The organism is Sphingomonas sp. YR710 (assembly GCF_900101455.1).
Lineage (GTDB): Bacteria > Pseudomonadota > Alphaproteobacteria > Sphingomonadales > Sphingomonadaceae > Rhizorhabdus.
This window is the reverse complement of sequence record NZ_FMZJ01000016.1, coordinates 49,100-72,831: the sequence shown is the minus strand read 5'-3', so window position 1 is coordinate 72,831 and position 23,732 is coordinate 49,100. Positions and strand designations below refer to the sequence as shown.

The following is a 23,732-nucleotide window of genomic DNA, read 5'->3' as shown; positions in this document are numbered from 1 at the left end:
CGTTTCAGAGAGCGCATGCGCATTGCCTTCATGGGAACCCCCGACTTCGCCGTACCGACGCTCGATGCGCTGGTCGCCGCGGGGCACGATATCGCCGCCGTCTATTGCCAGCCCCCGCGCCGCGCGGGCCGGGGCAAGGCCGTCACGCCGTCCGCCGTTCAGGCGCGCGCAGAGGCTTTGGGCCTGGCCGTCCGCTATCCGGTCAGCTTGCGCGATGCCGAGGCGCAGGCCGATTTCGCCGCGCTCGACCTCGATGTCGCGGTGGTCGCCGCTTATGGCCTCATCCTGCCGCCGGCGATTCTCGCGGCGCCGCGGCTCGGATGCCTCAACGTCCACGGCTCATTATTGCCGCGCTGGCGCGGCGCGGCACCGGTTCAGCGGGCGATCCTGGCGGGCGACGAAACCACCGGCGTGACGATCATGCAGATGGAGCGCGGGCTCGATACCGGCCCGATGCTGGCCGCGTTCGCAACCCCGGTCGATCGCAAGACGGCGGGCGAACTCACCGCCGAGCTCGCGGCCGGGGGTGCAAGCCTGATGGTCGCCGTGCTCGCGGATCTGGCGGCTTATCCACCGGCGACGCAGCCCGAGGCCGGGGTCACCTATGCCGCCAAGATCGACAAGGCTGAATCGCGCATCGCTTTCACACAGGATGCCGCCCAGGTCGAGCGGCAGGTGCGCGCATTCAATCCGGCGCCGGGGGCATGGTTCGAAGCGTCGGGCGAACGGATTCGCATCCATAGCTGCGAGATCGTCGACGGGAGTGCCCCCGCCGGGACCGTACTCGACGGCCAGATGACGATCGCATGCGGCACCGGCGCCATCCGCCCGACCGCGATCCAGCGCGCCGGCCGTGGCATCATGACGCCGGCCGAGCTGCTGCGCGGTTTCGCCTTGCCGACTGGCACCCTGATCGCATGACCCGCTTTCGACTGACCGTTGAATTTGACGGCCGTCCCTTCATGGGCTGGCAGCGTCAGGCGCATGGCCCCACCGTGCAGCAGGCGATCGAAGAGGCGGTGACCGCGTTGACCGGCGAGGTTCGCTCGGTCCATGCGGCAGGCCGCACCGATGCCGGCGTCCATGGCAGGGCGATGGTGGCGCATGTCGATATCGATTATCCGATCGCGCCGTTCCGGCTGATCGGCGCGCTGAACGCCAAGCTGCGCCCCGCGCCGATCGCCATATTGGACAGCGCCGTCGTCGCCGACGATTGGCATGCCCGTTTTTCGTGCCTCGGCCGGCGTTACATCTACAAGATCGTCAATCGCCGATCGCCGCTGACGATCGACATGGGCCTCGCCTGGCGACTGGCCGAGCATCTCGATACCGATGCCATGCAGGCGGCCGCGCAATTGCTCGTCGGCCTCCACGATTTCACGACGTTTCGATCGGCGCATTGCCAGTCGGCAAGCCCGGTCAAGACGCTCGACCGGCTTGACGTCCGACGAACGGGCGATGCGATCGAGATCGAGGCCGCCGCGCGCTCGTTCCTCCACCATCAGGTGCGATCGATGGTCGGTTGCCTGTCGCTGGTGGGACGCGGAAAATGGTCCGCCGGCGATCTGCGTGATGCGCTGGAGGCAAGGGACCGCAAGCGACTCGGCTATAATGCGCCGCCCGACGGGCTCTATTTCATGGATGCGACCTACCCGGATTGACCTGCCACAAGATCGCCGTCGGATTGGGAGCCAGCAATCGCTTCGCGACGCGGGCGGGCAGAACCCCACCCAGTCCGATCCGCTGTATCCCCCCCCCCAGCACAGTGGGGGGCGACGGATAAAGCGCAACCGGCGCCGCACCCTCCAACGGACTGTCGTCGGCACGCAAATACAGGCTGCCGGGTTTCGGATCGCCGACTGCGATATTGTACAGCCCGGCGAATTCGCGCGGCAGATCGGCGCGGGCGGCGGTATCGGCATCGGTCAGGATGGTCGTGCCGGGATGCGATTTCGCCGCCATCAGCAGCGCTGAGGACGCCCAGCGCGGATGATTGTTGGCGAGACTCATCGCCAGCATATTGGCGCCGACCAGAATGAAGAGGATGAGTCCGCAGGTGCGTGGGCGCATATGGGCGAGCCAGACCGCGACGATCATTGTGATCGTCAGCGCCGCCAGCGCGAAATAGCGCGGATTGAGCACCATCATATGGGTCAGCCCGCCGACCAGCAGGAAATCCGCGACCGCCACCAGCACCAGGATCGTCATTCTCGGCTTGGCCGGCGCCGGCAGCAGATGCCACGCGCCGAACATGATCGCGGCGATGCCGAACCAGAACAGCAAGGCGAAATCGTCGTTGATCAACAGCACCAGCAGCGGATCGATCAGCGGATGGACGAGGAAATTACCTTCGAGATTGGCCGCCCGATCGATGTGGCTGTCATGATGCGCGGCGATCGCATAACGCCGCATCGGATCGCCGGTCATGGCGAATTGGAACGCCATTTCGCCCAGCAGGATCACCGCGAACCCCGCGCCGCACGCGAGCAATATGTCCCGCCGCACAGGTTTGCCGATCAGGAAGACCGGCACCAACCCGACCAGCGGAAGCAAAGCCGTTTCGCGGCACAGGACGGCGAGCCCGAAGCACAGGCCGGAAAGGAACCCCTGGATGATCGGGCGCGGCGCGGCATTCGCCGTCCCGATCATCCAGATACCGCCGATCAGGAAGACCGCCTCCGGCATGTCGCAATTGACCAGCGAACTAAACGTGACCAGCGTCGGCATCGTCGCCACCAGAATCGCAGCGATCCAGCCCGCCCGCGCGCCGGCGATGCTTCGCGTGAACAGGCCGACGATCGCGATCAGCGCGGCGAACCAGCCCAGCGACATCGCATGGAAGGCGGCGAACCCCTTGCCCAGCGCCGCGATCAGCGCGGCAAAGCTGATGACGACCGGAAAACGGGTGGCCCAGTGATTATCGCCCTCAAACGGCGGATGCGAGACCCAGCGCAGCGCGGCGAGATAATAGAGATCGTCGTCGGAGGCGAGATAGCCGATCCAGCCGATCCACACCGCTGCCACGCCCAGCACCGTCAGCAGGATCAGCCAGCGCGCATGCCCCCCGGCGGCCATCACGTCCTGCCACCGCCGAACAGATGACCCAGCGACCTGTCGAGCATCATCAATTGCCATAGTAGCCGGCCATGCTCCGCGAGCCCGCTCTGATGATCGGCGACGATCTTTGCGATCGCCACGGGATCGAACCAGCCGGTTTCCGCCAATGCCGAACCCTGCGCAATCCGCCGGGCCTCCCCGGCCAGCGGGCCGCGGAACCAGGCGCTGATCGGCGTGACGAACCCCATCTTGCGGCGAAACAATATTTCATCGGGCAGGTAGCGGCGCATCGCCTGCTTCATCAGCCATTTGCCCGTCGACCCACGTACGCGCATCGACACCGGCAAGCGCGCGCCAAACTCGATCAGATGATAGTCGAGCAGCGGCTCGCGCGCCTCGAGGCTGACCGCCATGCTCGTGCGATCGACCTTGGTCAGGATATCGCCGGGCAACCAGATCTTCATATCGGCATATTGCGCGCGATCGAGGCCGCAGCGCGCGGGCGCATTCTGCATCGTCTTGATATAGCGATCCTCGGCGCGATGCCCCTGCAACTCACGCCGCCCCCGATCGCTGTAGAGCCGGTGGCGCAACGATCGCGGCGTGACGCCGACGGCATCGGCATAAGCCTCCTCACCCGATCGGCCGAGTGCCGCAAACGTCGCCTTGGCGCGGAATATCTGCGGCGCCCAATCCATCTTGGGATAGATACGGCCGAGCGTTCCGAAGATGCCGGAGCGCACCGTCAGGGGCAGCAGCCCGCGAATCCGCTCCTCGGCATTGTGGAAGGTCAGCCGCCGATAGCCGGCGAAGGCCTCGTCGGCGCCGTCCCCCGACAGCGCCACCGTCACCGTCTCGCGCGCCAGTTCGCTCACCCGATAGGTCGGCAGGGCCGACGCATCGGCGAACGGTTCGTCAAACGCGCGGACGAGTGTATCGACCAGCCCATAATCGTCGGCCGCAACGATCCGCGTACGATGGTCGGTCGCGAACCGTTCGGCCACCAGGGCCGCATAATGCGTCTCGTCATATTCGGGATGGTCGAAGCCGATAGAACAGGTCTTGACCGCATCGCGGCTGGCCTCAGCCATCAATGCGACAACCGCCGAACTGTCGACCCCGCCCGACAGGAACGCGCCCAACGGCACGTCCGCCATCATCCGCGATGTGACGGCTGCGCGCATCTTGTCGACCAGCGTCTCTTCCAGCACCTTCGCGCCGCCGCGTTCGCGATCGGCATAGCTAACATCCCACCACTGGATCGGCGGCGGCAGCGGCAGGCCGCGGCGCAGGATCATATAATGGCCGGCCGGCAACTTCTTCACCCCGGCTAATATGCTGGCATCGTCAGGTACGTAGCCAAGGCCCAGATAATCGTCGACCGCGCTGAAATCGGGCGTACGGCGGAACAAGGGGTGCGCGAGCAGCGCCTTGATTTCGGACCCGAAGATCACGCTGCCGTCCGACAGCTCGGCATAATGGAGCGGCTTCACCCCCAGCCGGTCGCGCGCCAGGAACAGGCAATCGCGGTTGCTGTCATGGATCGCGATCGTGAACATGCCATTGAGGCGCGGCAGGCAATCGGGGCCCCAGCGGCGCCAGGCTTCGAGGATGACCTCGGTATCGCTATGCGTCTGGAAGCTGTGACCGAGCGCCTCGAGTTCTGCGCGCACCTCCAGAAAATTGTAGATCTCGCCATTGTAGATCAGCACGACCTTATCGTCGTCGCGGGCCATCGGTTGCACGCCGCCGGCGAGATCGATGATCGAGAGGCGGCGATGGCCGAGCCCAACCCCGGAAGCCGTCCATACGCCCGCGCCGTCAGGTCCGCGATGCGCGATAGCGTCGGTCATCGCGCGGAGGCGCGCCTCGGAAACCGGCTTGGCCGTCTGGAGGTGGAAAATCCCCGCAATGCCGCACATTCAGCTGTGGTCCACCCCGATCATTGCGTCCAGCGCCTTGAGTTGCGCCTCCCAGTCGTAACGCGCAACCATCCTCTCGCGGCCGGCCTTCGCGATTTCGGCGGCATATGCCGGTTCCGCGATCAGCCGACTGACGGCGTTGGCCATGTCATAGCCCTCGGCGACCAGCAGATGCTTGCCCGGCGTCGCGTCGATCCCCTCGAATGCGGCGGGCGACGCCGCCACCGGCCGCGCCATCGCCATCGCCTCCAATATCTTGTTCTGGACGCCGCGCGCGATGCCGAGCGGCGCCACCACCACCGTCGCGGCGGCGATCCACGGACGTGTATCGGGCACCTCACCGGTCACGAGCACACCCTTGAGCTCTGCCAGCTTGCGTACTGCCGGCGTGGGATTGCGGCCGACGATCGCGAACAGCGACGACGGATGCTTGGCGCGGATCGCCGGGAAGGTGCGGCGCGCGAAATATTGGACCGCCTCGATGTTCGGCCGATAATCCATCTGCCCGGTGAACACGATCATCGGTTCGGGATCGCCGACATGCTGGAACAGCGCCGGATCGAAATGCCGCGTGTCGATGCCGTTATCCATCGCGCGTACGCGGTGCTGGCTGAGGCCGGTACGGGCACGGAACATGTCCGCCTCCGCCCCGCTGACGAACAGGCTGACATCGGCATGCTCGGCCACCTTGCGCTCGAACCGGGCAAGCAGCCGGCCTTCGCGGCGATTGATCCAGCCCATCGGCCCGCGGCTTTGCTTGCCATAGGCAGCGAACTTGGCCGAATCGACATCGACAAAATCCATGATGAACCGTCGGCCGCCCAGATCCGCCGGCACGAATTGCGCCATCTGCCCCGAATAGACGAAGATTGCGTCAATCGGCCGTTCGTCAATCAGCCGGTCGACCATTTGCTGCATACGCTTCGAGCCGAACGCCGCAATCGATACCGGCTGATGGTGCAACAGGGATTGCAGCCCCGCCACAAGGTTCGACCGCGATCGCACCTCGACATGGAGCGATGCCAGCATCGGCAGCATCTCCTTCGCCGCCTTGCGATCATCGAGGCTGTCGACGAAGCCCAGAAGATGCACCGGCCGCAGCCCGGCCAGATGGCGCAATATGTGGAAGCTGCGAATGCGATCACCGCGATCCGGCGGAAAAGGGATACGGTGCGCGAGGAACAGGATCTCGCCCATCAGCCGAGGCCCCGTGCAATCCAGGGGCCAAGCCGGTTGGCGACCCACAAGGGCAGGCGTTGCCATGCCGCCACCTGAAGCCGATATTTGGGGTTCATCGGATTGATCTCGCGCGGCCTTTGTCCATCTGCGGTACGGATCGCATAGGATAAGGGTTGCGGATCGAAACCCCAATTCTTCTTGAATGCGAATGCGCCCGTTCCGAATTTGGACCGTCCGAAATCGAAGGCCCTGCAGCCGCGTCCGCGCGCATGCCGCATCAGCGCATAATACATCATATCGTTGGCGCGCCATGTCCGCGCCTCGCGCGTGCCGCCGCCCCAATAGGGCATGACGACGCCCTTGTGATACAGGCTCAGCACGCTCGACAACGGCCGTCCCTGATGGCTGACGGTCAATATGTCGGCATCCGTACCATATTCGTCGAGAACGGCATCGAACAGCGAACGCGGAAAGACCGGCGTCCCAAGGTTCCGGACGCTTTCCGCATAGATCGCATAATGATCGGCGCGGTCGATCGCCGCCGTGCCCGTGCGCACAACCAGATCGAAGCCGATGGCCTTGCGCACCTCGGCGCGCTGCTTACGCGGGATGGCCAGCAGTTCAGCCTCGTCATCCGCCGCGATCGGCCGGACGAAACCGGCATAGGTGCCTGCTTCGACATGCCATCCGTCCCCTGCGGGCGTGCTGCCGCCGCGCAATTCCAGCGACGGACAGCTCAGTCGACCGGCAAGGTTCCATGCAGCGTCGGCCAGCAATTCGACCAAGACGGCGTCATCGGCGATCGGACCGCCACCCACGGCGAATCCCGCCGATGCCAGCGCCCTGCCGAACAAAGGAGAGTGCACCTCAGTCAACGGCAACAGACCGCAAATTTCCCCGTTCTGCTCGGCGAGCAGATAATGGGCAATCTGGCCACAGCCGCGCGCGACCGCAATCGACCAGGCCGGCCGGTGGAATGTGCTGCCCAGCGGGTGATCGGCAACATAGCGATCTATCGCTCGCATCTGCGCGGGATCATCGAGATTGGCGACGCGCATCGTGGCCATCGGTCAGCCGAGCATAGCCGACTGGCTGGCCGCGACGGCATCGACCCGTCCCCAGGAAAATTCGCGGATCGCCCGTTCGAGCTTGGCCTCCATCGCCCCGAGCCGGCTATAATGGCGTAGCTTCGATTTGATCGGCGCATCGGCGACGCGAGGCTGGCCGGGATCGATTTCCCACGGATGGAAATAGAAGATGGCAGGGTGACTTTCGCCATTCACCTGTCGGATCGCCCAACGCGAGAAGGCATAAGGAAATAGTCGGAAAAAGCCGCCACCACCGGCCGCAACAATGCGCCCCATCAGCCGCGCGGTCGTAACCGGCAATTCGACGAGCGCGCTCCCGGCGACAGGCCGAAACGCAAAGCGCGGCGCTTCCGGCCAGCCATAATGATCATGAACCACCGGCGCCACGCTCGATGAATAGGTGTAGCCTTCTTCGGCCAATATTTCGTGCGCCCAGGGCGTCCGCTTGTCGATCGAGAAACTCGGTGCACGATAGCCCGTGACCGGCTGCCCCCCGGCATCTTCAAGAACCTGACGAGCCCTGCGCAAATCGGCGCGGAACGCTTCCGGGCTCATCGTGAAAACACGCTGATGATCCCAGCCATGGCTGGCAACTTCATGCCCGTTATCGGCGATCCGTCGGATCAGCGCCGGATAACGCTCCGCCACCCAGCCCAGGGTGAAGAAGGTTCCCTTGGCCCCCGCCCGCTCAAACAGGGCGAGTACCGCATCGCTGTTGCGTTCGACGCGCGGCTTCAGGCTGTCCCAATCGTCGCGCCGAATCGTGTGCTCGAATGCACCGACCTGAAACCAGTCCTCGATATCGACCGAGAGGCCGTTCAGCACCACAGCGCTCAAGCCGCGTTCTGACTGTCGTCGGACCTGTGCGGGTTCGGCTCTTCGCTCTCGACCCATTCGACAAGCAGCGAGAGCGTACGCCGCAGGATCTTCTCCTGCTCGGCGAGCCGCGCCTCCAGTTCGGCATTGCGCGCGGCGACGTCGTCGATCGGGACAGGCTCAGCGGGCACCGCCGCACCGCGGTCAGCCGGACGAAAGTGCGTGGCCGGTATCGGCGGTGCGGCGGGCGGTGGCACCGCTTCGGCCGGAACGACCCCGTCATATCGCGGCGGTTGTGCGATTGAAGGCGGCGGAACATGTTCGGGCAGGACAGCGAATACCTCCGGCCGGGTAAATTCGGGCGCGGGCGGCGGGGACGGCTTACGATCTTCAGTCCAGGCGCTGGCAGGCGGCGGCGACGGATCGATCGATGGCCGGACAGGCGCCGGAGCCTGCCAGAGCGGAGGCTCGACTGCGGGCGGCTGCGGCATCGGGGCAAAAGCCGGGGCCGCAGCCGGCTGAGGCATCGCGAATGGCTGCGGCGCGACAAAAGGCTGTGCCGTATAGGGTTGTGGTGCGGCCACCGGTTGCGGCGTCGCTTCGGGAAACGCGAATGGTATGGGCTGGCCGCCCGCACTCGGCTCGGCCGGCATGATGCTCTCGCTCGCCAGATCGGCGGCCACATCCTCGACCACCTCTCCGTCGATATCGACGAGCCGTTCGATCGCCCCCTGCAACAATACGCGCGCCGCGAGCATGTTCAACCGCCGGGGAATGCCGCCCGAAAGACGATGAAACGCCTCGAACGCCGCTTGCGAAAACCGTGGAGCTCCCTTCCAGCCCGCGCATGCCAGACGGTGCATGATGTAGGGCCCGGTTTCATCCATCGACATTGCGGTCAGATGGTGGGTTGCAATCACCCGCTGCCGCAATTGCTCGAAGCGGGGTTGCGCCAGCGCGTCCCGAAACTCCGGCTGGCCGAGCAGGAAAATCTGAAGCAGCGCCTGGCCACCGAACTGAAAGTTCGACAACATTCGCAGTTCTTCAAGCGCCGACATCGGCAAATTCTGGGCTTCGTCGACGATTAGAAGCGTCCGCTTCCCGCCACGCGCCTGTTCATGAAGAAACCGTTCGATCCGCGCGAGCAATTGGCCCTTAGCGGCACCGTCGCTTGCCACACCCAGCGACAAGGCGACGATCCGCAGGATATCCTCACCCTCGAGCTGGGTGGAAACCAGGTTGATGGCCGTGAGCCGCGACCGATCGATCGTCGCCATCAGCCGCCCGACCAGCATCGTCTTACCGGTTCCGACCTCGCCGGTCACGACGATGAAGCCCTCGCCCTGCGCCAGGCCATAGCCCAGATAGGTCATCGCCTTGCGATGCGTTGCGCTGTCAAAATAGAACCGCGGATCAGGCGTGAGCTGGAAAGGCCGATCGGTCAGGCCATAAGGGTCATGATCCACCCGGTGCACCCTCCGATATTACGCAATGCCCACACATGTCAGAACTGATACCGCACGCCGAGTTGAGCGCGACTCGTGACGTCAATGGGAACGCCGTCCTGCTTGGATGCTTCGACGCCGACCGTTGCCTGAGCACGAAGCCCCCTTCCGAAGCTCTGGTAATAGCCCCCATTGATCACACCCGAGAGAATGTCGGATCCGCCAATCTGGCCATTCTTAAACAAATTGCCCGAAAAAGAAAAGGTGAGCCCCGATTTCTGCGATAATTGCTCGCCGACCGAACCCTGCACGAAGAACGTCTGATCGACAACACCGTCGAGCGACCCGGGAGCGCCCGGCAAATCGATATAGTTGCGCCGTGCATATCCGCCCGCAAAATTAAACTGCGTCTGACGCATGCGATACGTATAGATAAAATTGAAGCCGCGGCTTCGATAGGCCGACGCCGTTGCTGAGCCGAGCGTGCTCGTCAAGCACGAGCCGGACCCCTTTTGCTTACCGAACAGACAGTTCTGATAGGTGCTGTTACCGTCCACCTGCGAAGGGTCGAATCCCGCCGGGGCCTGCGCGACGCCCTCCGTGACGCCGCGGCCGAAACTGTCGATCCGGTCGAAAATAACAAACGTCATGCCGGATCGTGGCCCGGGCTGATATTCGAACAGGCCGCTGAGCGAGAAGCCGTCATAGCGATAGCCGCCGCGCACCTCCAGGCGGGTTCGGCGGCTTGGGCGCCATATAACGCCGCCATCGCCGACGATGCCTTTGACGTCGTACGTCAGCGTTCGTGGCGAATTGGGATCGGTTACGAAGCCGCCTTTGCTGTCGAGTACGGGCACGCCATTGGCATCGAGCAGCGATGACCGTTCGGAGGTCTGGGTCGATTGATAGCCCACGCTGCCGACGGCCGCGATCGTCGAGAACACGGGAACGATCACCTCGCCCGACACGTTCCAGGTCTTGAAATGCTGGGCAAGCTGCGTCGCATTTTCGGACTCGAAATCGCTCTTGATCGACCAGTCAAACGGAAGGCTGCTCCGCTTCATCCCGACGCTGAATGCGGCCTGGTGATTGGTCGAGCTGTCGAAATGATTGACCAGGGGCAGGCCCGCCAGCGCAGACGGGCTTGTCCCCTGCGTGACGACATAGCCGAACCGATACGATGCGCGGATATCGGCCTCGCCCATGTGATGAACAAAAGACGGCTGCGCAAAATAACCGAATACCTGCGACAGATTCGCCGCCGTCGCCGTATTGATCTGCGGCGCCGCCCCGTTCGGATCGACGCGCGTATGCGTCGCGATCACCCCGGCATCGAGCACCAGCATGTCCTTCACGACCTGCAACGTCACCCGAGCAAGACCGTCGTGCGAGCTATTGGTCTGTGTTTTACCCGATTCCGGAATGCGCCGCGTATAACGGTAGGCGATCGTCGAAACGACCCGTCGCGAATTGATCTGCGCGTCGAGCCCCGCCGAAACTTCGGTATATGTAACGCTGTCGCCCACCCCTTTGAGCTGCTGCTCGGCGAACTGCTCGATATCGATGAACGGCACGATCTTGGGCCTGTCGGCAGCGGCGGCAGGAGCAGCAAGGCATGCCCCGGCGATCCCGAGGCAGAGCAGGACCGGCGCTGTGCCCCTGGTCATCGTGGCGCTTCATATCCGTAATAGCTGCCGAACCGACGGGCATTCGGCGCGAAGCGCGCGCCGTTCAGCAGCAACTGGATCTCTTCGCAGCCGCCCAGCAGCAGCACGGCATCGCGCAATTCCGCTTCGCCCGTGCGATCGGCCCGCACGATCAGCAGAACCTGCCCGACATGATAAGCCAGCACAGATGCCGGCGATGCCGCCAATGCCGGCGGGGAATCGAACAATATGATACGATTCGGCTTGGTCGCCAGACGATCGAGAATGACGCGGGTGCGATCGGCGGCGATCAGCTCGGTCGCTTCATTGGTATATTTGCCGGACGGGAGAACGGACAGGTTCCCGACATCGGTCTTGATCACCAGCGTTTCGACATCGATCGAGGGATCGGCAAGCGCGTCCATCAATCCCACCGGGCCTTCGATCCCGAGTGTCGACAGCACCGTAGGCTTGGCGAAGTCGCCGTCGACCAGCAAAACCTCGAAATCGCGTTCGTTGGCCATCGAAAGCGCCAGATTGACCGCGCAGAACGTCTTGCCCTCATTAGCCTGCGCCGAGCAGATCAGGATGCGGCGCCCCTTCGGCAGCGCCGTCGGCCCGACCGCGTTCAGCAGCAAGGTCCGTTTGACGATCCGGAATTCCTCCGCAAGCGCCGTGATCGCCGCATCGGGCATGACAAAGCCCTGCTCGATCAGCCCGGCGCGATCGACCTTAGCCGTTTTATATACAATCCCGTCGGGCGGTGGCAGCGCGGCCGGCTCGCCCGGCATGGCGGCGGTCGGCAAGCCGCCGCCGGGCGGCCCATCGTGTCCGCCACCGCCCCAGGCAAGTGGCTGGCCCGGCGATGCCCCTGGCGGCGGGGAAATTTCGACATCTCTGAAATATGACGCGGGTTCAGGATTGAATGGCGCCGCCGGCATGTCGATGATCGGGGACGATGGCGCACCGCCGTCTCCCGGCATGACGACACGCGCCCGCAGCACGGCTTCGAAATCATAGACCGACCCGGCCCGCTCGATCAGCGATCCGCGGCGTCTGCCCCTCTTGCCAGTCTTGCCGTCTTTGTCGTCCATTTGATCAACTTATCACGATACGTTTAATAAATTCGATTAAAAGCAGCAGGCAGAACATTGCCGGCAGGCCTGCCGCCGACGAGGAGAACCACATCAGCTGCTTGCGCCGAATTGCCCGCGTTTCGGACGTGATCACTTCGGATATCGACCCCAATACGGGCAGGCCGCTGGCGCGAGCCAATTGTTGGGTGGTCGTATAGGTATTCGACAACTGGCTCTTGGCGAACGCGACGCCCGCGCCCAGCACGACTCCCACGACCAACACGCCGGTCAACAACATTGTCCGGTTGGGCGCCGCCGGCCGGTTCGGCAGCGAAGGCTTGTCGATGATTCGGAACCGGACTCCGTCGGTCTTGGTCGTCGCATCGGCCTTCAGCTTGGCGTTCTCGCGATCGGACAGCAATTTGTCATATTGAGTCTTGAGCACGTCATAATCGCGATCGAGACGCGACTGATCGACCTGCTCCGCCGGTGCCGCCAATTGCCGCTGAGCGATCTGCGCGATATCATTTTCCAATTGCGCCTTGCGGGCCATCAGCGCGCCTACGTTGCCCTGCCGTTCGACTTGCATCGACCTGAGCGAAACATAAACGGGATTGGGTGCGGTCGGCCCTGCCGAACGGCTGCCACGCGCCTGCTCCGTACGCAATTGGGAGAGCTGGGCACGGATCGCGATAACATCCGGGTGCTTCTCCGTCCAACCGCGCGCCGTGGCGTCGGCGAGTTGCCCCTCCAGGATGGCGATCCGCTGGTCGGTCCCGCCGACCCCGTTGGCGGTCGCCAGCGGGATCGATGCAGGGGTAGCCGCCATCTGGCCGTTCATCGCCGCCAGCGAACCCTGCGCCTGCATGAGATTGGAATTCACATTGGCCAGCTCGCCCCGCGCCGACTCCATCCGCTGTTCGAGTGTTCCGCTGCCGGGAAGCGCGCCCATCGTCCGCTGCTGGGCTTCGGCACGGCGCCGATCAACGTCGGCCAGCTCCTTGCCGCGGCGCGCCAGTTCGGCGTCGAGAAAGGCCAGCGCCTCGACGTTCTGCGCGCGATTGCCGATCAAATTCTCCTGCACGAAGATGTCGATCAGCCGCTGAGTCACGTCGCGCACGATATAGGCCGTCTCGCGATCCGAAGTCCCCTTCAACGCCACGCGCGTCTTGATCTCGAGCAGATCGTCGCCCTGCGCCGTGATGGTGATGCCGTTGCGCAAGGAGCCGATCAGCGAAAGCGATTCGGCCGAGGTGAGCGGACGCTCGCCATTCGAAAGATTGGTGACGACCCGTTTCAGAATTTCGGTCGAGGTCAGCGACTGGCGCACCCGTTCGATGTCGCGCTGCCGATCGCCGTCGTTGAGCCCCACCGAGCCACCCAGCACCGAGCTGATCTGAACCGATATGCGGGCGCTGCTTTCAAACGCGCTCGGCACGCGCATGACCAATGTCCAGCCGAGCGCGCAAATGATCCAGGCGACCGCCAGCGCCAGCCATCGCAGCCGCCAGATCGCATAAAGCGCAACCCTGATCTCGGTATAGATTGATTCCATCTTACTCTACGCCGCCCCCACGGTCACCGCCACACGGACACGCGTTCAGAACGCGCTTTCGGGAATGATGATCACATCCCCTGGCGCCAGCTTCACATTCGCCCTGATATCGCCGCGCTTGAGCAGACTGTCGATCTTGAGATCATATTCCTGCTGTTTGCCCGTCTTCGGATCATAGCGGATCAGCCGAGCGCGGTTTCCCGCCGCATACTGCGAAAGTCCGCCGACCGCAATCATGGCGTCGAGCAAGGTCATTTCCGCCCGATAGGGAACGGAGGCCGGCTTTTCATTGGCGCCGACGATGCGGATCTGCTGCGAATAGGTGCCCGTGAAATTGTTGACGATCACCGATACGATCGGATCCTTGATATAGGTCGACAAGGCATCGCGGACATCGTCGGAAAGCTTGGTCGGCGTCTTGCCGACAGCCACCATGTCGGTGATCAGCGGCAGGGTGATGCGCCCGTCCGGACGCACCTGCACCGAAGCGCCCAACTCGGGATTGCGCCAGACGAAGATTGTCAGCTGATCGAGCGGGCCGATCCGATATTCCTCGCCGGGCGCCGTGGCCTGGGTGACGAGGGGCGCGGGCGGCAGCTGGTTGCCCTTATCAGCGCCTGCAGCACATCCCGAGAGCGCAAACGCGCCCAGCGACACGCCGATCACCAGTCTGTTCATCGATATAAACAACGCCATACACCGCCTCCAAGCGCCCGACCTGTCAACAGCCTGACCTGTCATCAACTCTCACGCTTACTTCATGGCCCAACAGAACTGAATATTCTCCTAGGAATCACAGGATTCGATCGCCGTCTATGGTTAATTCACCTGGGAGAGCATGACCAAGGAACGATGTCGGGCTCGCGCTTGCCCCATAGGCCCCCGCCATGAAGATCACAATCAGGTCACCAACCCGGCCGTCGGGCAGGCCGATCCGGTCCCCGAGCCGATCGAGCGGCGTGCACAGACAGCCGACCACGCTCGCCTCGAGTTCCGTTGCCGCGCCAAACCGCGATGCGAGCGCGATCGGATAGTTCCGACGCACGACCGTTCCGAAATTGCCGCTGGCCGCGAGCTGATGATGAAGTCCGCCATCGACAATCAGAAAGGTTTCGCCGTGGCTGTCCTTGCGATCGACGATGCGGGTCAAATAGACGCCCGCCTCCCCCACCAGCCAGCGTCCGAGCTCGATCGCGAAGCCGGTCTGCGCCAGGATCGGATCGCGCGCGGCCAGCGCCCCGCCTAGCGCCGATCCGACATGTTCGATGTCGACCGGCACCTCGCCGGGGAAATAGGGAATGCCGAAACCCCCGCCTAGATTGACCAGCGGCGGCGGAGCGGCCGCCTCGATGCTGATGCGTGCCGCGAGTGTCAGAGTCGATCGTTGCGCCTCGACGATCGCATCGGCGCTAAGCGCCTGCGAGCCGGCGAAAATATGCAGGCCGCGATAATCCGCTCCAGCCGTCACGATTTCGCGGATCAGCGATGCCGCACGATCGCTGTCGATCCCGAACGGCTTCGCACCGCCGCCCATCTTCATCCCCGATCCCTTGAGGTCAAAGTCGGGATTGACCCGCACCGCCAGCTTCGGACGCACACCGAGATCGCGCGCTATCGCCAGCGCGCGGGCGCCCTCGGTCGCGGATTCGAGGTTGATCGTCACGCCGGCCGCGATCGCCATCCGCAATTCACGGTCGCGCTTGCCCGGCCCCGCAAAGGAGATGTGCGACGGGGCCATGCCCGCCTCGATCGCAATCGCCGCCTCGCCTTCGGATGCGACGTCGATGCCTTCGACCAGCGGCACCATCGCCTTGACCAACGCCGGGTGCGGATTGGCCTTGATCGCATAATGGAGCGCCACCTCGGGAAAGGCGGCCCTGAAACGCGCGATCCGCGTGCGGACGATATCGAGGTCATAGACGAACAACGGCGTGTCGCCGGCAATTTCCGCCCAGCCTTCCGCGGTGCGGCCGCCGATCATCAATACGCCGTCCCGGGCGCGATAATCGGCCGGGATCGATCCCATCGGCTTCATGCGACGACGTCCTTCTTCAGCGCTGCGCGATCGAGCTTGCCATTGGCGTTGCGCGGCAGCTCATCGCGCCAGACCAGCCGGGCCGGCTGCATGAAATTGGGCAGGTTGCGGCGAAAATAGTCGCGCAGCCGCGTTTCGGCATCCTCACCGACCGGCCGCGCGTAGAGCAGGATCGCCTGGCCGAGCCGATCGTCATCGACGCCGATCGCCACCGCCTCGGCAGCCGCCCCGCTTGCGATCGCCGCCTCCTCGATCTCGGTGGGGCTGATCCGGTTGCCCGAAGACTTGATCATCTCGTCATCGCGGCCGACGAAACGGATCAGGCCTGCCGCATCGCGCTGCACGGTATCGCCCGACCAGACCGCCACGCCGCCATAGACCGAAGCCGACGGCGCTTCGCGAAAACGCTCGGCGGTTCGCGCCGGATCATGCCAATAGCCTTGGGCCACCAGCGGCCCCGCATGGACGAGTTCGCCGGGCTCTTCGTCCGCCGTGATCGTGCCGTCCGGCCGCACCACCATCACTTCGGCGAACGGAATCGCCGATCCGATCGAATCCGGGTGGCGATCGATCAGTTCCGGCAAAAGATAGGTCGATCGGAAAGCTTCGGTCAGACCGTACATCGAATAGAGATCGGCCGTAGGGAAAAGGTTGCGCAAACGGCTGACCAGCGGACGGCTGAGGCGACCGCCGGTATTGGTGAGCCGACGCAGCGGCGCGACCGCGTCTGCCGGCCAGTCGATCTCGGCGAGCTGGATCCACAAAGGCGGCACCCCCGCCAGCGTCGTGATCCCGTGCTTCGCCACCGCGCGCACCACGTCGCGCGGCGTGAGATAATCGAGCGGATAGACGCACGCCCCGGCCCCCCAGCTCGAAAGCAGCTGGTTCTGCCCATAATCGAAACTCAGCGGCAGCACGCACAGGGTGCGATCGTCCGCCGCGAGCTTCAGATAATGCGCCACGCTGATCGCGCCTAGCCACAGATTGGCGTGGCTGAGCATCACCCCCTTGGGGCGTCCGGTCGATCCGGAGGTGTAGAGGATCGCGACCAACGCATCCGGATCCGCGCCGGACGGGCCGAGACCGGCCGTGTCCGCTAACAGCGCGGCGCCGTCTTCCTCCTCGATCAGCAACCCGCATGATGCCGGCCGCTCGCCTTCCTCGAGGCTCGCGGCGCGGCCGGCGCCCGCGATCAGCAACCGCGCGCCGCTGTCCGCCAGGATATGCGCAACCTGCGGATGCTTGAGCACCGGGTTGATCGGCACATGAACGAGCCCCGCGCGCGCCGCCGCCAGCGGCATCAGGCAGGCCAGCCGCGTCTTGGCGCACCAGCTCGCCACCCGATCGCCCGGCTGCAATCCCTGGCGCAGCAGCCCTGCCGCCAGTTGGCCCACCAGCCTGTCGAGCCCGCCATGATCGACAATACCCGCGCGATCGACGAGCGCCGGCGCATCGCGCGCGCCCAGCAACGCCAGATGGTCGAGTGGCCGTGGCAACGGGTCAGGCAGGATCGGCATCATCACCCTTATATCACGGCGTAAATCGCGCCGTTTACGCAAATTCTTGTCCCATCGATCCGATGCGTCTAGGCGAGGCGCGATTCGAGAGAAAGCAGGGAATCATCCGTGAGCGCGAACGATCCGAATGCCACCGAGACGACAGTGCGAGCCGTGCTGATCGATATTTTGGGGCTCGATGCGGCCCGCGTCGGGGGATTCACAGCGGATACCCAGCTTTTCGGATCGCTGCCCGAACTCGATTCGATGGCGGTGGCCGGCCTGCTTACCGAACTTGAGGATCGGCTGCACATCGTGATCGATGACGACGAGGTGGACGGCGAAATGCTCGAAAGCTTCGGCGCGTTGACGGCGTTCGTGCAGAACAAGCTGGCAGCGTAGCGCCTTTCGACGATCGGGTCAGCAATAGCCCCTCACCCAACCCTCTCCCGCAAGCGGGAGAGGGTAAAAGAGCGAAGTCAGCGCCTATGCGCTCTGGCCGGCGTGACCCCGCTCTTCCGGGCGCCACCGGCCCCCGATGGCGAGCCCGGGGTCAGGCCGCGACCGCCTCGAAATCCGCTTCGGCGAGGAAACGCTCGACATCGAGCGCGGCCATGCAGCCGGTGCCCGCCGCCGTTACCGCCTGCCGGTAGATCTTGTCGGCCACATCGCCGCAGGCGAACACGCCGGGCATGCTGGTGCGGGTGCCGCCTTTTTCGACGACCAGATAGCCATCCTCATCAAGCTCGAGATGCCCCTTGAACAATTCGGTCGCCGGATGGTGGCCGATCGCGACGAAGCCGCCATCGACCGCGATCGACGACGGCTCGCCGGTTACCGTATCCTTCAGGTCGATCGCGACCAGACCCGCAGCACCTTCCCCCGCGACGAAACCCTCGACGGCCTTGTTCCACAGCACCTTGACGTTCGGATGCGCGAACAGCCGATCCTGCAGGATCTTTTCGGCGCGCAGCGAATCGCGACGATGGATCAGCGTCACGTCATGACTGTGATTGGTCAGATACAGCGCCTCCTCGACCGCGGTATTGCCGCCGCCGATCACCGCCACCTTCTTGCCGCGATAAAAGAATCCGTCGCAGGTGGCGCAGGCCGAGACACCCTTGCCGCCCAGTTCCTGCTCGCCGGGCGCGCCAAGCCACTTCGCCTGCGCGCCGGTCGCGATCACCAGCGCGTCCGCAAAATAGAGCGTGCCGCCATCGCCGGTCAGCCTGAACGGCCGCTGCGACAGATCGACATCGACGATCGTATCCCACATCATCGTGGCGCCGACATGCTCGGCCTGCGCCTGCATCTGCTCCATCAGCCACGGCCCCTGGATGACGTCCTTGAAGCCGGGATAATTCTCCACATCGGTGGTGATGGTAAGCTGCCCGCCGGGCTGCAGGCCCTGCACGACGATCGGGGCCAGCCCGGCACGCGCCCCGTATATCGCGGCGGACAGGCCCGCGGGCCCCGAGCCGAGGATCAGCATGCGCGTCGAATGGGTGGCAGTCATGAGAGGCTATGCTCCGGATATGGGATTCGATTCTCTGTCGCCGAAATAGGGATGTGGCCCCACGCTTGGCAACGGGGGGCTGTACGGAGAATATCTTGATGCGCTGAAATCGCGCTCGGGTTCCGGGCGCGGTCAGGCCACGATCACGCGAAACGCGTCTTCGGAATGTGGGTGATACGGCAGGCAAGATCGGCTTCGCCCGAGGCGACGATATAATGATCGCCGCCATCGACGATGCCCGTCGTAAACACGACTTCGGTGGGCAGATAGAGCATATCCTCGATCGGTCCGGTCAGGACCGGATTCGCCTCGAGCAGCGGCCGATCCTCTTCGAGCCGCAGGATCGTCGCGGGATCGTCCCGGTCGAGCAACGCCCAGAAGGTGCGGTAAATCCCCACCTGCGCGCGCATCTCGACGCCGTGATAGAGCATCAGCCAGCCCCGATCGGTGAGGATCGGCGGACTGCCACCACCAAGCTTCATCGAGGCGATCGATGCCTTGCGCGGCCGGATGAACGGCTGATCGAACGGCTTCCAGTGGAGCGCGTCCGGCGAACCGGCGAGATTGATCGAAGGTCCGCCGGCAAAGGCGCTGTCCGGCGGATAGGCCAGATAGAGTTCGCCCAACGGCCGGGTCAACGCCACGAAATGATCGCGGATCTTTCCTTCGAACAGGATCATGTCCTTGTTCTGATGATCGAGCACCACGCCCTTGAGCTCATAGTTCAGCCCGTCATGCGACGCATAGAGGGTCGAGCAATGGCGCTCGGCCGACGCCGAGCAGGTCGTCATATACCACATGTCGCCGATCCGGCTGATCCGCGGATCCTCGACGCCATATTCCTGATAGGAGGCGGCCGGGGCGATGATCCTGTCATAATGGATCGCCTCGATGATGCGGCCGTCGGGCGAGAGTTCGACCGGTAACAGCCAGGACAGCGAGGTCAGGCCGAGCATCCGGTAGCTGCCATGCGACACGTCGAACTGGCGCGGATCGCTCATGCCGACACCGGTGAGCGGATAGGCATCGAGCACATAGCCTTCCGGCGTTCCGCGGATCGCATGGACATGGCCGTCCCAGATGGGTTCGCGCAGCGCCTCGGCAACCCTGACCATCATCAACAGATTGCCGCCGGGCAGCCGTGTCAGCCCCGGATTGAAGGCGCCGAGGACATAGGTCGGCGCATCGAGCGAGCGCCGGAGCGGGGAATGCGCCAGATCGACATAGTCCGGGCGGAAGATCAGATAGTCGGCGTCGGTCAGCATCGGCACACTTTCTGTTGACAGGCCAACGCCGCCGCGAAGCGTTCCGTTCCCGCGTGCAGCCCGCAATCTTGTGGCCGCGATCCGGAGCATGCCCCCCGGATCGGGAATATGCCAGATGGTTGCGCAGATCGCCGCAATCCACGAAAGTGACGGCCTGGGGGAGGATATCATGCAAAACGCGCGGGACCATTTTCACCGTCGATCATCGATCCCCCTGATCGCGGCGGAGGATCGCAAATGACCGACATCGATCATATCGTCCGCAAGATCGCCGCCGATATGGCGCAGGAGCAGGATCGCGGCCGGGTGGCCGATTATATTCCCGGCCTGGCCTGCGTCGATCCGAACCAGTTCGGCATCGCGGTGATCACCGCGGACGGGACCATCCATGTCGCGGGCGACGGCGATACATTGTTTTCGATCCAGAGCATTTCGAAGGTGTTCGCGCTGACGATTGCGCTCGGCAAGGTCGGCGATGCGCTCTGGCACAGGGTCGGTCGTGAGCCTTCGGGCAGTGCGTTCAATTCGATCGTCCAGCTTGAACAGGAGCATGGCATTCCCCGCAATCCGTTCATCAATGCCGGCGCGATCGTCGTCAGCGATGTCGTACTGTCGGGGCACAGGCCGCGCGAGGCGATCGGCGAAATATTGCGCTTCCTGCGCCAGCTCGCGCATGACGACACAATTTTCATCGACGACGATGTGGCCAGGGGCGAGCAGGATACCGGCTTTCGCAACGCGGCGCTCGTCAATTACATGCGGGCGTTCGGCAACATCCACAATCCGGTGGAGGAGGTGCTCGGCGTCTATTTCCATCAATGCGCGATCGCCATGAACTGCCGCCAATTGGCGGCGGCGGGACGCTTTCTGATGATGCATGGACGCGATCCGGTCACCGGCCATTCGATCGTGCCGCCGACGCGGGCCAAGCGCATCAACGCGCTGATGATGATGTGCGGCCATTATGACGGATCGGGTGAATTCGCGTTTCGTGTCGGCATGCCCGGCAAATCGGGGGTGGGCGGCGGTATCCTGACGGTCGTGCCCGGCGTCGCATCGATCGCGGTCTGGTCGCCGGGGCTCAACGAGCGCGGCAATTCCAAGATCGGCTCGCTGGCGCTCGAACGGCTGGCGGCTGCGACCGGCTGGTCGGTATTCAATTCGCGCGGCTGAGCGGCCGTCGCGCGTCCGCAAACGCGCCGATTGCCTCCGCCCGCCCGGCACGGCATAGGCGTGGCCCTTGCGCGGGCAGCTAATGGCGGATTTTCATCATGAACACAGCAGGTGCCGATCGGGCGCTCGGGCTCGATTTCGGCACGACCAACAGTGTCGTCGCCACCGCCGGCGCCGGGCAACCCGCCGACCTGATCGCCTTTGCCGGCGAACAGGCGACCGGCGCCATCTTCCGATCGGCCCTGTGCTTCTGGCATGATGAGGATGTCCGTGGCGGATTGGCGGTCGAGGCCGGCCCCTGGGCGATCGCCGAATATCTCGAATATCCGCAGGAAAGCCGCTTCATCCAGTCGTTCAAGTCGGTCGCCGCCAGCGCCAGCTTCGAACATGCATCAGTGTTCGAGAAGCGCTACCGGTTCGAAGATCTTGGCCGGATGTTCCTCGACAAATTGACCGGTCATGCCGGCGGCCGGCTCGATACGCGGCCCGATCGCATCGTTGTCGGCCGTCCGGTCGAATATGCCGGAGCCCGCCCCGATCCGCAGATCGCGCGGACCCGCTACGATCTGATGTTCGCGAAGCTGGGTCCGAAGATCCATTATGTCTATGAACCTTTGGGCGCGGCATTCAGCTTCGCTTCGCGGCTGACGAAGCCGGCGACGATACTGGTGGCAGATTTCGGCGGCGGCACCAGCGATTTTTCGATCGTGCGGATCGCCGCCCCGGGCGCGGCGCGGCGCTGCACGCCGCTGGGATCGGCCGGCATCGGCATCGCCGGCGATCGTTTCGATTATCGGATCATCGATCAGCTGATCCTGCCGATGCTCGGCAAGGGTGGGGATTATCGATCGTTCGACAAGATCCTCGAAATCCCGCGCAGCTATTTCGCCGACTTCGCCGATTGGTCGCGGCTCGCTCTGATGCGCAACCGGCGCACGATGGACGAACTCGGTCGGCTCCAGCGCAGCGCGCTCGATCCTGTGGCGATCGGCCGGATGATCGCGGTGATCGAGAATGAACTGGGCTATCCGCTCTACGACGCGGTCGGATCGCTCAAGCGAGCGCTATCGGCGGCGGAACAGGCCGACTTCCTGTTCTCCGGGGCGGGGCTCGAGATCGCCACCCCGGTCACCCGCGCGCAGTTCGAAAGCTGGATCGCCGAGGACCTCACGCGGATCGAGGCGACCGTCGACAAGGCGCTGGCCGGTGCCGGAGTCGGGATCGCCGACATCGATCGCGTGTTCCTGACGGGGGGCTCATCGCTGATCCCTGCGGTTCGCGCGATATTCACCCGCCGCTTCGGCGAAGACCGTCTTGCCGCCGGCGACGAACTGACCTCGATCGCCACGGGGCTGGCGTTGATCGGGCTGGAGGATGATGTCGAGGCATGGAGCGACTGAAAGCCCCTCCCCGAGATTGCTCGGGGAGGATCTTGGAACGGCGAACCAGGCCGAATATGTGAATGCCCTTCCTGAAGGGGAGAGGCTTCATCGCCATCAGATCCAGTCGCGCCAGCGGAACCACAGCAGCGGCACCACCGCCGACAGCACGCACAGGACGAGCGCGAGCGGGTAGCCATAATGCCATTGCAGTTCGGGCATGAACCTGAAATTCATGCCATAAATCCCCACCACCAGCACCGGAGGCACGCCGACGACGGAAACGACGGTGAGCACCTTCACAACTTCGTTCTGCTCGATGCTGATGAAGCCCGCCGCAGAATCCTGCAACAGCTGGATCCGGCCCGACAGGCTCGCCTCGAACTCGTCGAGCGAGGCGATGTCGTGACGCACGGCCTCCAGCCGGGCGCGGATCGGCTCGTCGAGCTTGGGGTCGCAGCGATCGATCACGAAGCTCGCCATCCGGCCGATGTTGAGAAACATGTAGCGCACCCGTGACGCCCGGTCGCTCGCGCGGCCGATGCTGCGCATCGTATCGCGGAGCAAGGCCGTATTGCGGCTGAGGCTCCGTCGTTTGGGGGGATCGACGAAGATCGCGTGCGACGCGTCCGACACCGCTTCCGCCGCGCGTTCGAGATGATCGGCGGCGCGATCGACCACCTCCTCGAGCAGGCGCACCAGCACCTCGGCCGAGACAAGATCGGATTTTGCCGCCAGTTCGTCCGCGACCTGATCGAAAGCGGGCAACGCAACAAAGCGGATCGTGATGCAAATGTCCGGCGTCAGGATGAAGCCGGTCGGCGCTACCTGCCAGCGATCGGTGGTGACGCCTTCGATGAAGGGCGCGCTCATGTAGAGCGTATCGCCATCGGCGCGCAGCCGGCTGGTGGCCTCGATCTCCTGCAGCGCGGCTTCGGTCGGTACGACGATGCCGTAGCGCTCGTGGACGAGCGCGCTCTCCTCCGGGCTCGGCGCGACCAGATCGATCCAGCGAGTGGTGTCGGTCGGCTCGGCCTCCACGGCACCATCAGCCCGCGGAAAGACCCGCAGCATCCGTCAGCTC

20 protein-coding genes are annotated in these 23,732 nt (G+C 64.3%); 5 read left to right on the top strand and 15 right to left on the bottom strand.

The window, feature by feature from the left end; translation table 11 throughout:
* Positions 1 to 15: 15 nt before the first annotated feature.
* Both fmt and truA read left to right on the top strand, forming a co-directional pair.
* On the top strand, positions 16 to 921 hold the full coding sequence (gene fmt / locus BLS13_RS16890) for a methionyl-tRNA formyltransferase (protein ID WP_093453876.1): 906 nt from the start codon (positions 16 to 18) through the stop codon (positions 919 to 921).
* On the top strand, positions 918 to 1,661 hold the full coding sequence (gene truA, locus BLS13_RS16885) for a tRNA pseudouridine(38-40) synthase TruA (protein ID WP_093453874.1): 744 nt from the start codon (positions 918 to 920) through the stop codon (positions 1,659 to 1,661). The genes fmt and truA overlap by 4 nt, the downstream gene beginning before the upstream one ends.
* Here truA and BLS13_RS16880 read toward each other — a convergent pair.
* The 12 genes from BLS13_RS16880 to BLS13_RS16825 all read right to left on the bottom strand — a co-directional run bounded on the left by BLS13_RS16880 (position 1,636) and on the right by BLS13_RS16825 (position 17,336).
* Positions 1,636 to 3,075, bottom strand: a complete 1,440-nt coding sequence (locus BLS13_RS16880; protein ID WP_176943646.1) for an ArnT family glycosyltransferase — start codon at positions 3,073 to 3,075, stop codon at positions 1,636 to 1,638. The genes truA and BLS13_RS16880 overlap by 26 nt on opposite strands.
* Positions 3,075 to 4,979 (bottom strand): XrtA/PEP-CTERM system amidotransferase, encoded by a 1,905-nt coding sequence (locus tag BLS13_RS16875; protein ID WP_093453873.1) that lies wholly within the window; start codon positions 4,977 to 4,979, stop codon positions 3,075 to 3,077. The genes BLS13_RS16880 and BLS13_RS16875 overlap by 1 nt, the downstream gene beginning before the upstream one ends.
* A complete protein-coding gene (locus tag BLS13_RS16870; protein WP_093453871.1) occupies positions 4,980 to 6,176 on the bottom strand; it encodes a TIGR03087 family PEP-CTERM/XrtA system glycosyltransferase in 1,197 nt (398 codons plus the stop codon).
* Positions 6,176 to 7,225 (bottom strand): FemAB family XrtA/PEP-CTERM system-associated protein, encoded by a 1,050-nt coding sequence (locus BLS13_RS16865; protein ID WP_093453870.1) that lies wholly within the window; start codon positions 7,223 to 7,225, stop codon positions 6,176 to 6,178. The genes BLS13_RS16870 and BLS13_RS16865 overlap by 1 nt, the downstream gene beginning before the upstream one ends.
* A gap of 3 nt (positions 7,226 to 7,228) precedes the next feature.
* Positions 7,229 to 8,071, bottom strand: coding sequence for an XrtA system polysaccharide deacetylase (locus tag BLS13_RS16860; protein ID WP_371128220.1), 843 nt, complete (start codon positions 8,069 to 8,071; stop codon positions 7,229 to 7,231).
* A gap of 8 nt (positions 8,072 to 8,079) precedes the next feature.
* Positions 8,080 to 9,528 carry an XrtA/PEP-CTERM system-associated ATPase gene (locus tag BLS13_RS16855; protein ID WP_093453867.1) on the bottom strand — a complete coding sequence of 483 codons (1,449 nt, stop codon included), beginning with the start codon at positions 9,526 to 9,528 and terminating at the stop codon, positions 8,080 to 8,082.
* Positions 9,529 to 9,566: 38 nt separating this feature from the next.
* The gene (locus BLS13_RS16850) at positions 9,567 to 11,174 is read right to left on the bottom strand and encodes a porin family protein (RefSeq protein ID WP_093453865.1); all 1,608 of its coding nucleotides are present in this window, start codon (positions 11,172 to 11,174) and stop codon (positions 9,567 to 9,569) included.
* Positions 11,171 to 12,247, bottom strand: coding sequence for an AAA family ATPase (locus tag BLS13_RS16845; protein ID WP_093453864.1), 1,077 nt, complete (start codon positions 12,245 to 12,247; stop codon positions 11,171 to 11,173). Before BLS13_RS16845 ends, BLS13_RS16850 begins: the two co-directional genes overlap by 4 nt.
* A 4-nt stretch (positions 12,248 to 12,251) precedes the next feature.
* Positions 12,252 to 13,784 (bottom strand): XrtA system polysaccharide chain length determinant, encoded by a 1,533-nt coding sequence (locus tag BLS13_RS16840; RefSeq protein ID WP_093453862.1) that lies wholly within the window; start codon positions 13,782 to 13,784, stop codon positions 12,252 to 12,254.
* 45 nt (positions 13,785 to 13,829) lie between these two features.
* The gene (locus tag BLS13_RS16835) at positions 13,830 to 14,480 is read right to left on the bottom strand and encodes an XrtA/PEP-CTERM system exopolysaccharide export protein (protein ID WP_093453861.1); all 651 of its coding nucleotides are present in this window, start codon (positions 14,478 to 14,480) and stop codon (positions 13,830 to 13,832) included.
* A gap of 97 nt (positions 14,481 to 14,577) precedes the next feature.
* Positions 14,578 to 15,819, bottom strand: coding sequence for a pyridoxal-dependent decarboxylase, exosortase A system-associated (locus BLS13_RS16830; RefSeq protein WP_093453859.1), 1,242 nt, complete (start codon positions 15,817 to 15,819; stop codon positions 14,578 to 14,580).
* The gene (locus BLS13_RS16825; RefSeq protein ID WP_093453922.1) at positions 15,816 to 17,336 is read right to left on the bottom strand and encodes an acyl-CoA ligase (AMP-forming), exosortase A system-associated; all 1,521 of its coding nucleotides are present in this window, start codon (positions 17,334 to 17,336) and stop codon (positions 15,816 to 15,818) included. The genes BLS13_RS16830 and BLS13_RS16825 overlap by 4 nt, the downstream gene beginning before the upstream one ends.
* Positions 17,337 to 17,444: 108 nt before the next feature.
* Between BLS13_RS16825 and BLS13_RS16820 the strand changes: the two genes are divergently transcribed.
* Positions 17,445 to 17,717 carry an acyl carrier protein gene (locus tag BLS13_RS16820; protein WP_093453858.1) on the top strand — a complete coding sequence of 91 codons (273 nt, stop codon included), beginning with the start codon at positions 17,445 to 17,447 and terminating at the stop codon, positions 17,715 to 17,717.
* Between the two features lie 151 nt (positions 17,718 to 17,868).
* On the opposite strand, the gene trxB is transcribed toward BLS13_RS16820, so the two are convergent.
* Both trxB and BLS13_RS16810 read right to left on the bottom strand, forming a co-directional pair.
* Positions 17,869 to 18,831: a thioredoxin-disulfide reductase gene (trxB, locus tag BLS13_RS16815; protein ID WP_093453856.1), complete on the bottom strand. Its 963-nt coding sequence runs from the start codon at positions 18,829 to 18,831 to the stop codon at positions 17,869 to 17,871.
* A 143-nt stretch (positions 18,832 to 18,974) separates the two neighbouring features.
* A complete protein-coding gene (locus BLS13_RS16810) occupies positions 18,975 to 20,096 on the bottom strand; it encodes a glycoside hydrolase family 130 protein (protein WP_176943645.1) in 1,122 nt (373 codons plus the stop codon).
* A gap of 237 nt (positions 20,097 to 20,333) precedes the next feature.
* Between BLS13_RS16810 and BLS13_RS16805 the strand changes: the two genes are divergently transcribed.
* Both BLS13_RS16805 and BLS13_RS16800 read left to right on the top strand, forming a co-directional pair.
* On the top strand, positions 20,334 to 21,269 hold the full coding sequence (locus tag BLS13_RS16805) for a glutaminase (RefSeq protein ID WP_093453855.1): 936 nt from the start codon (positions 20,334 to 20,336) through the stop codon (positions 21,267 to 21,269).
* Positions 21,270 to 21,367: 98 nt separating this feature from the next.
* Positions 21,368 to 22,669, top strand: coding sequence for an Hsp70 family protein (locus BLS13_RS16800; RefSeq protein ID WP_093453853.1), 1,302 nt, complete (start codon positions 21,368 to 21,370; stop codon positions 22,667 to 22,669).
* 96 nt (positions 22,670 to 22,765) lie between these two features.
* Here the strand turns inward: BLS13_RS16800 and BLS13_RS16795 are convergent, their stop codons facing one another.
* Positions 22,766 to 23,722: a CorA family divalent cation transporter gene (locus tag BLS13_RS16795; RefSeq protein ID WP_093453852.1), complete on the bottom strand. Its 957-nt coding sequence runs from the start codon at positions 23,720 to 23,722 to the stop codon at positions 22,766 to 22,768.
* Positions 23,723 to 23,732 lie beyond the last annotated feature (10 nt).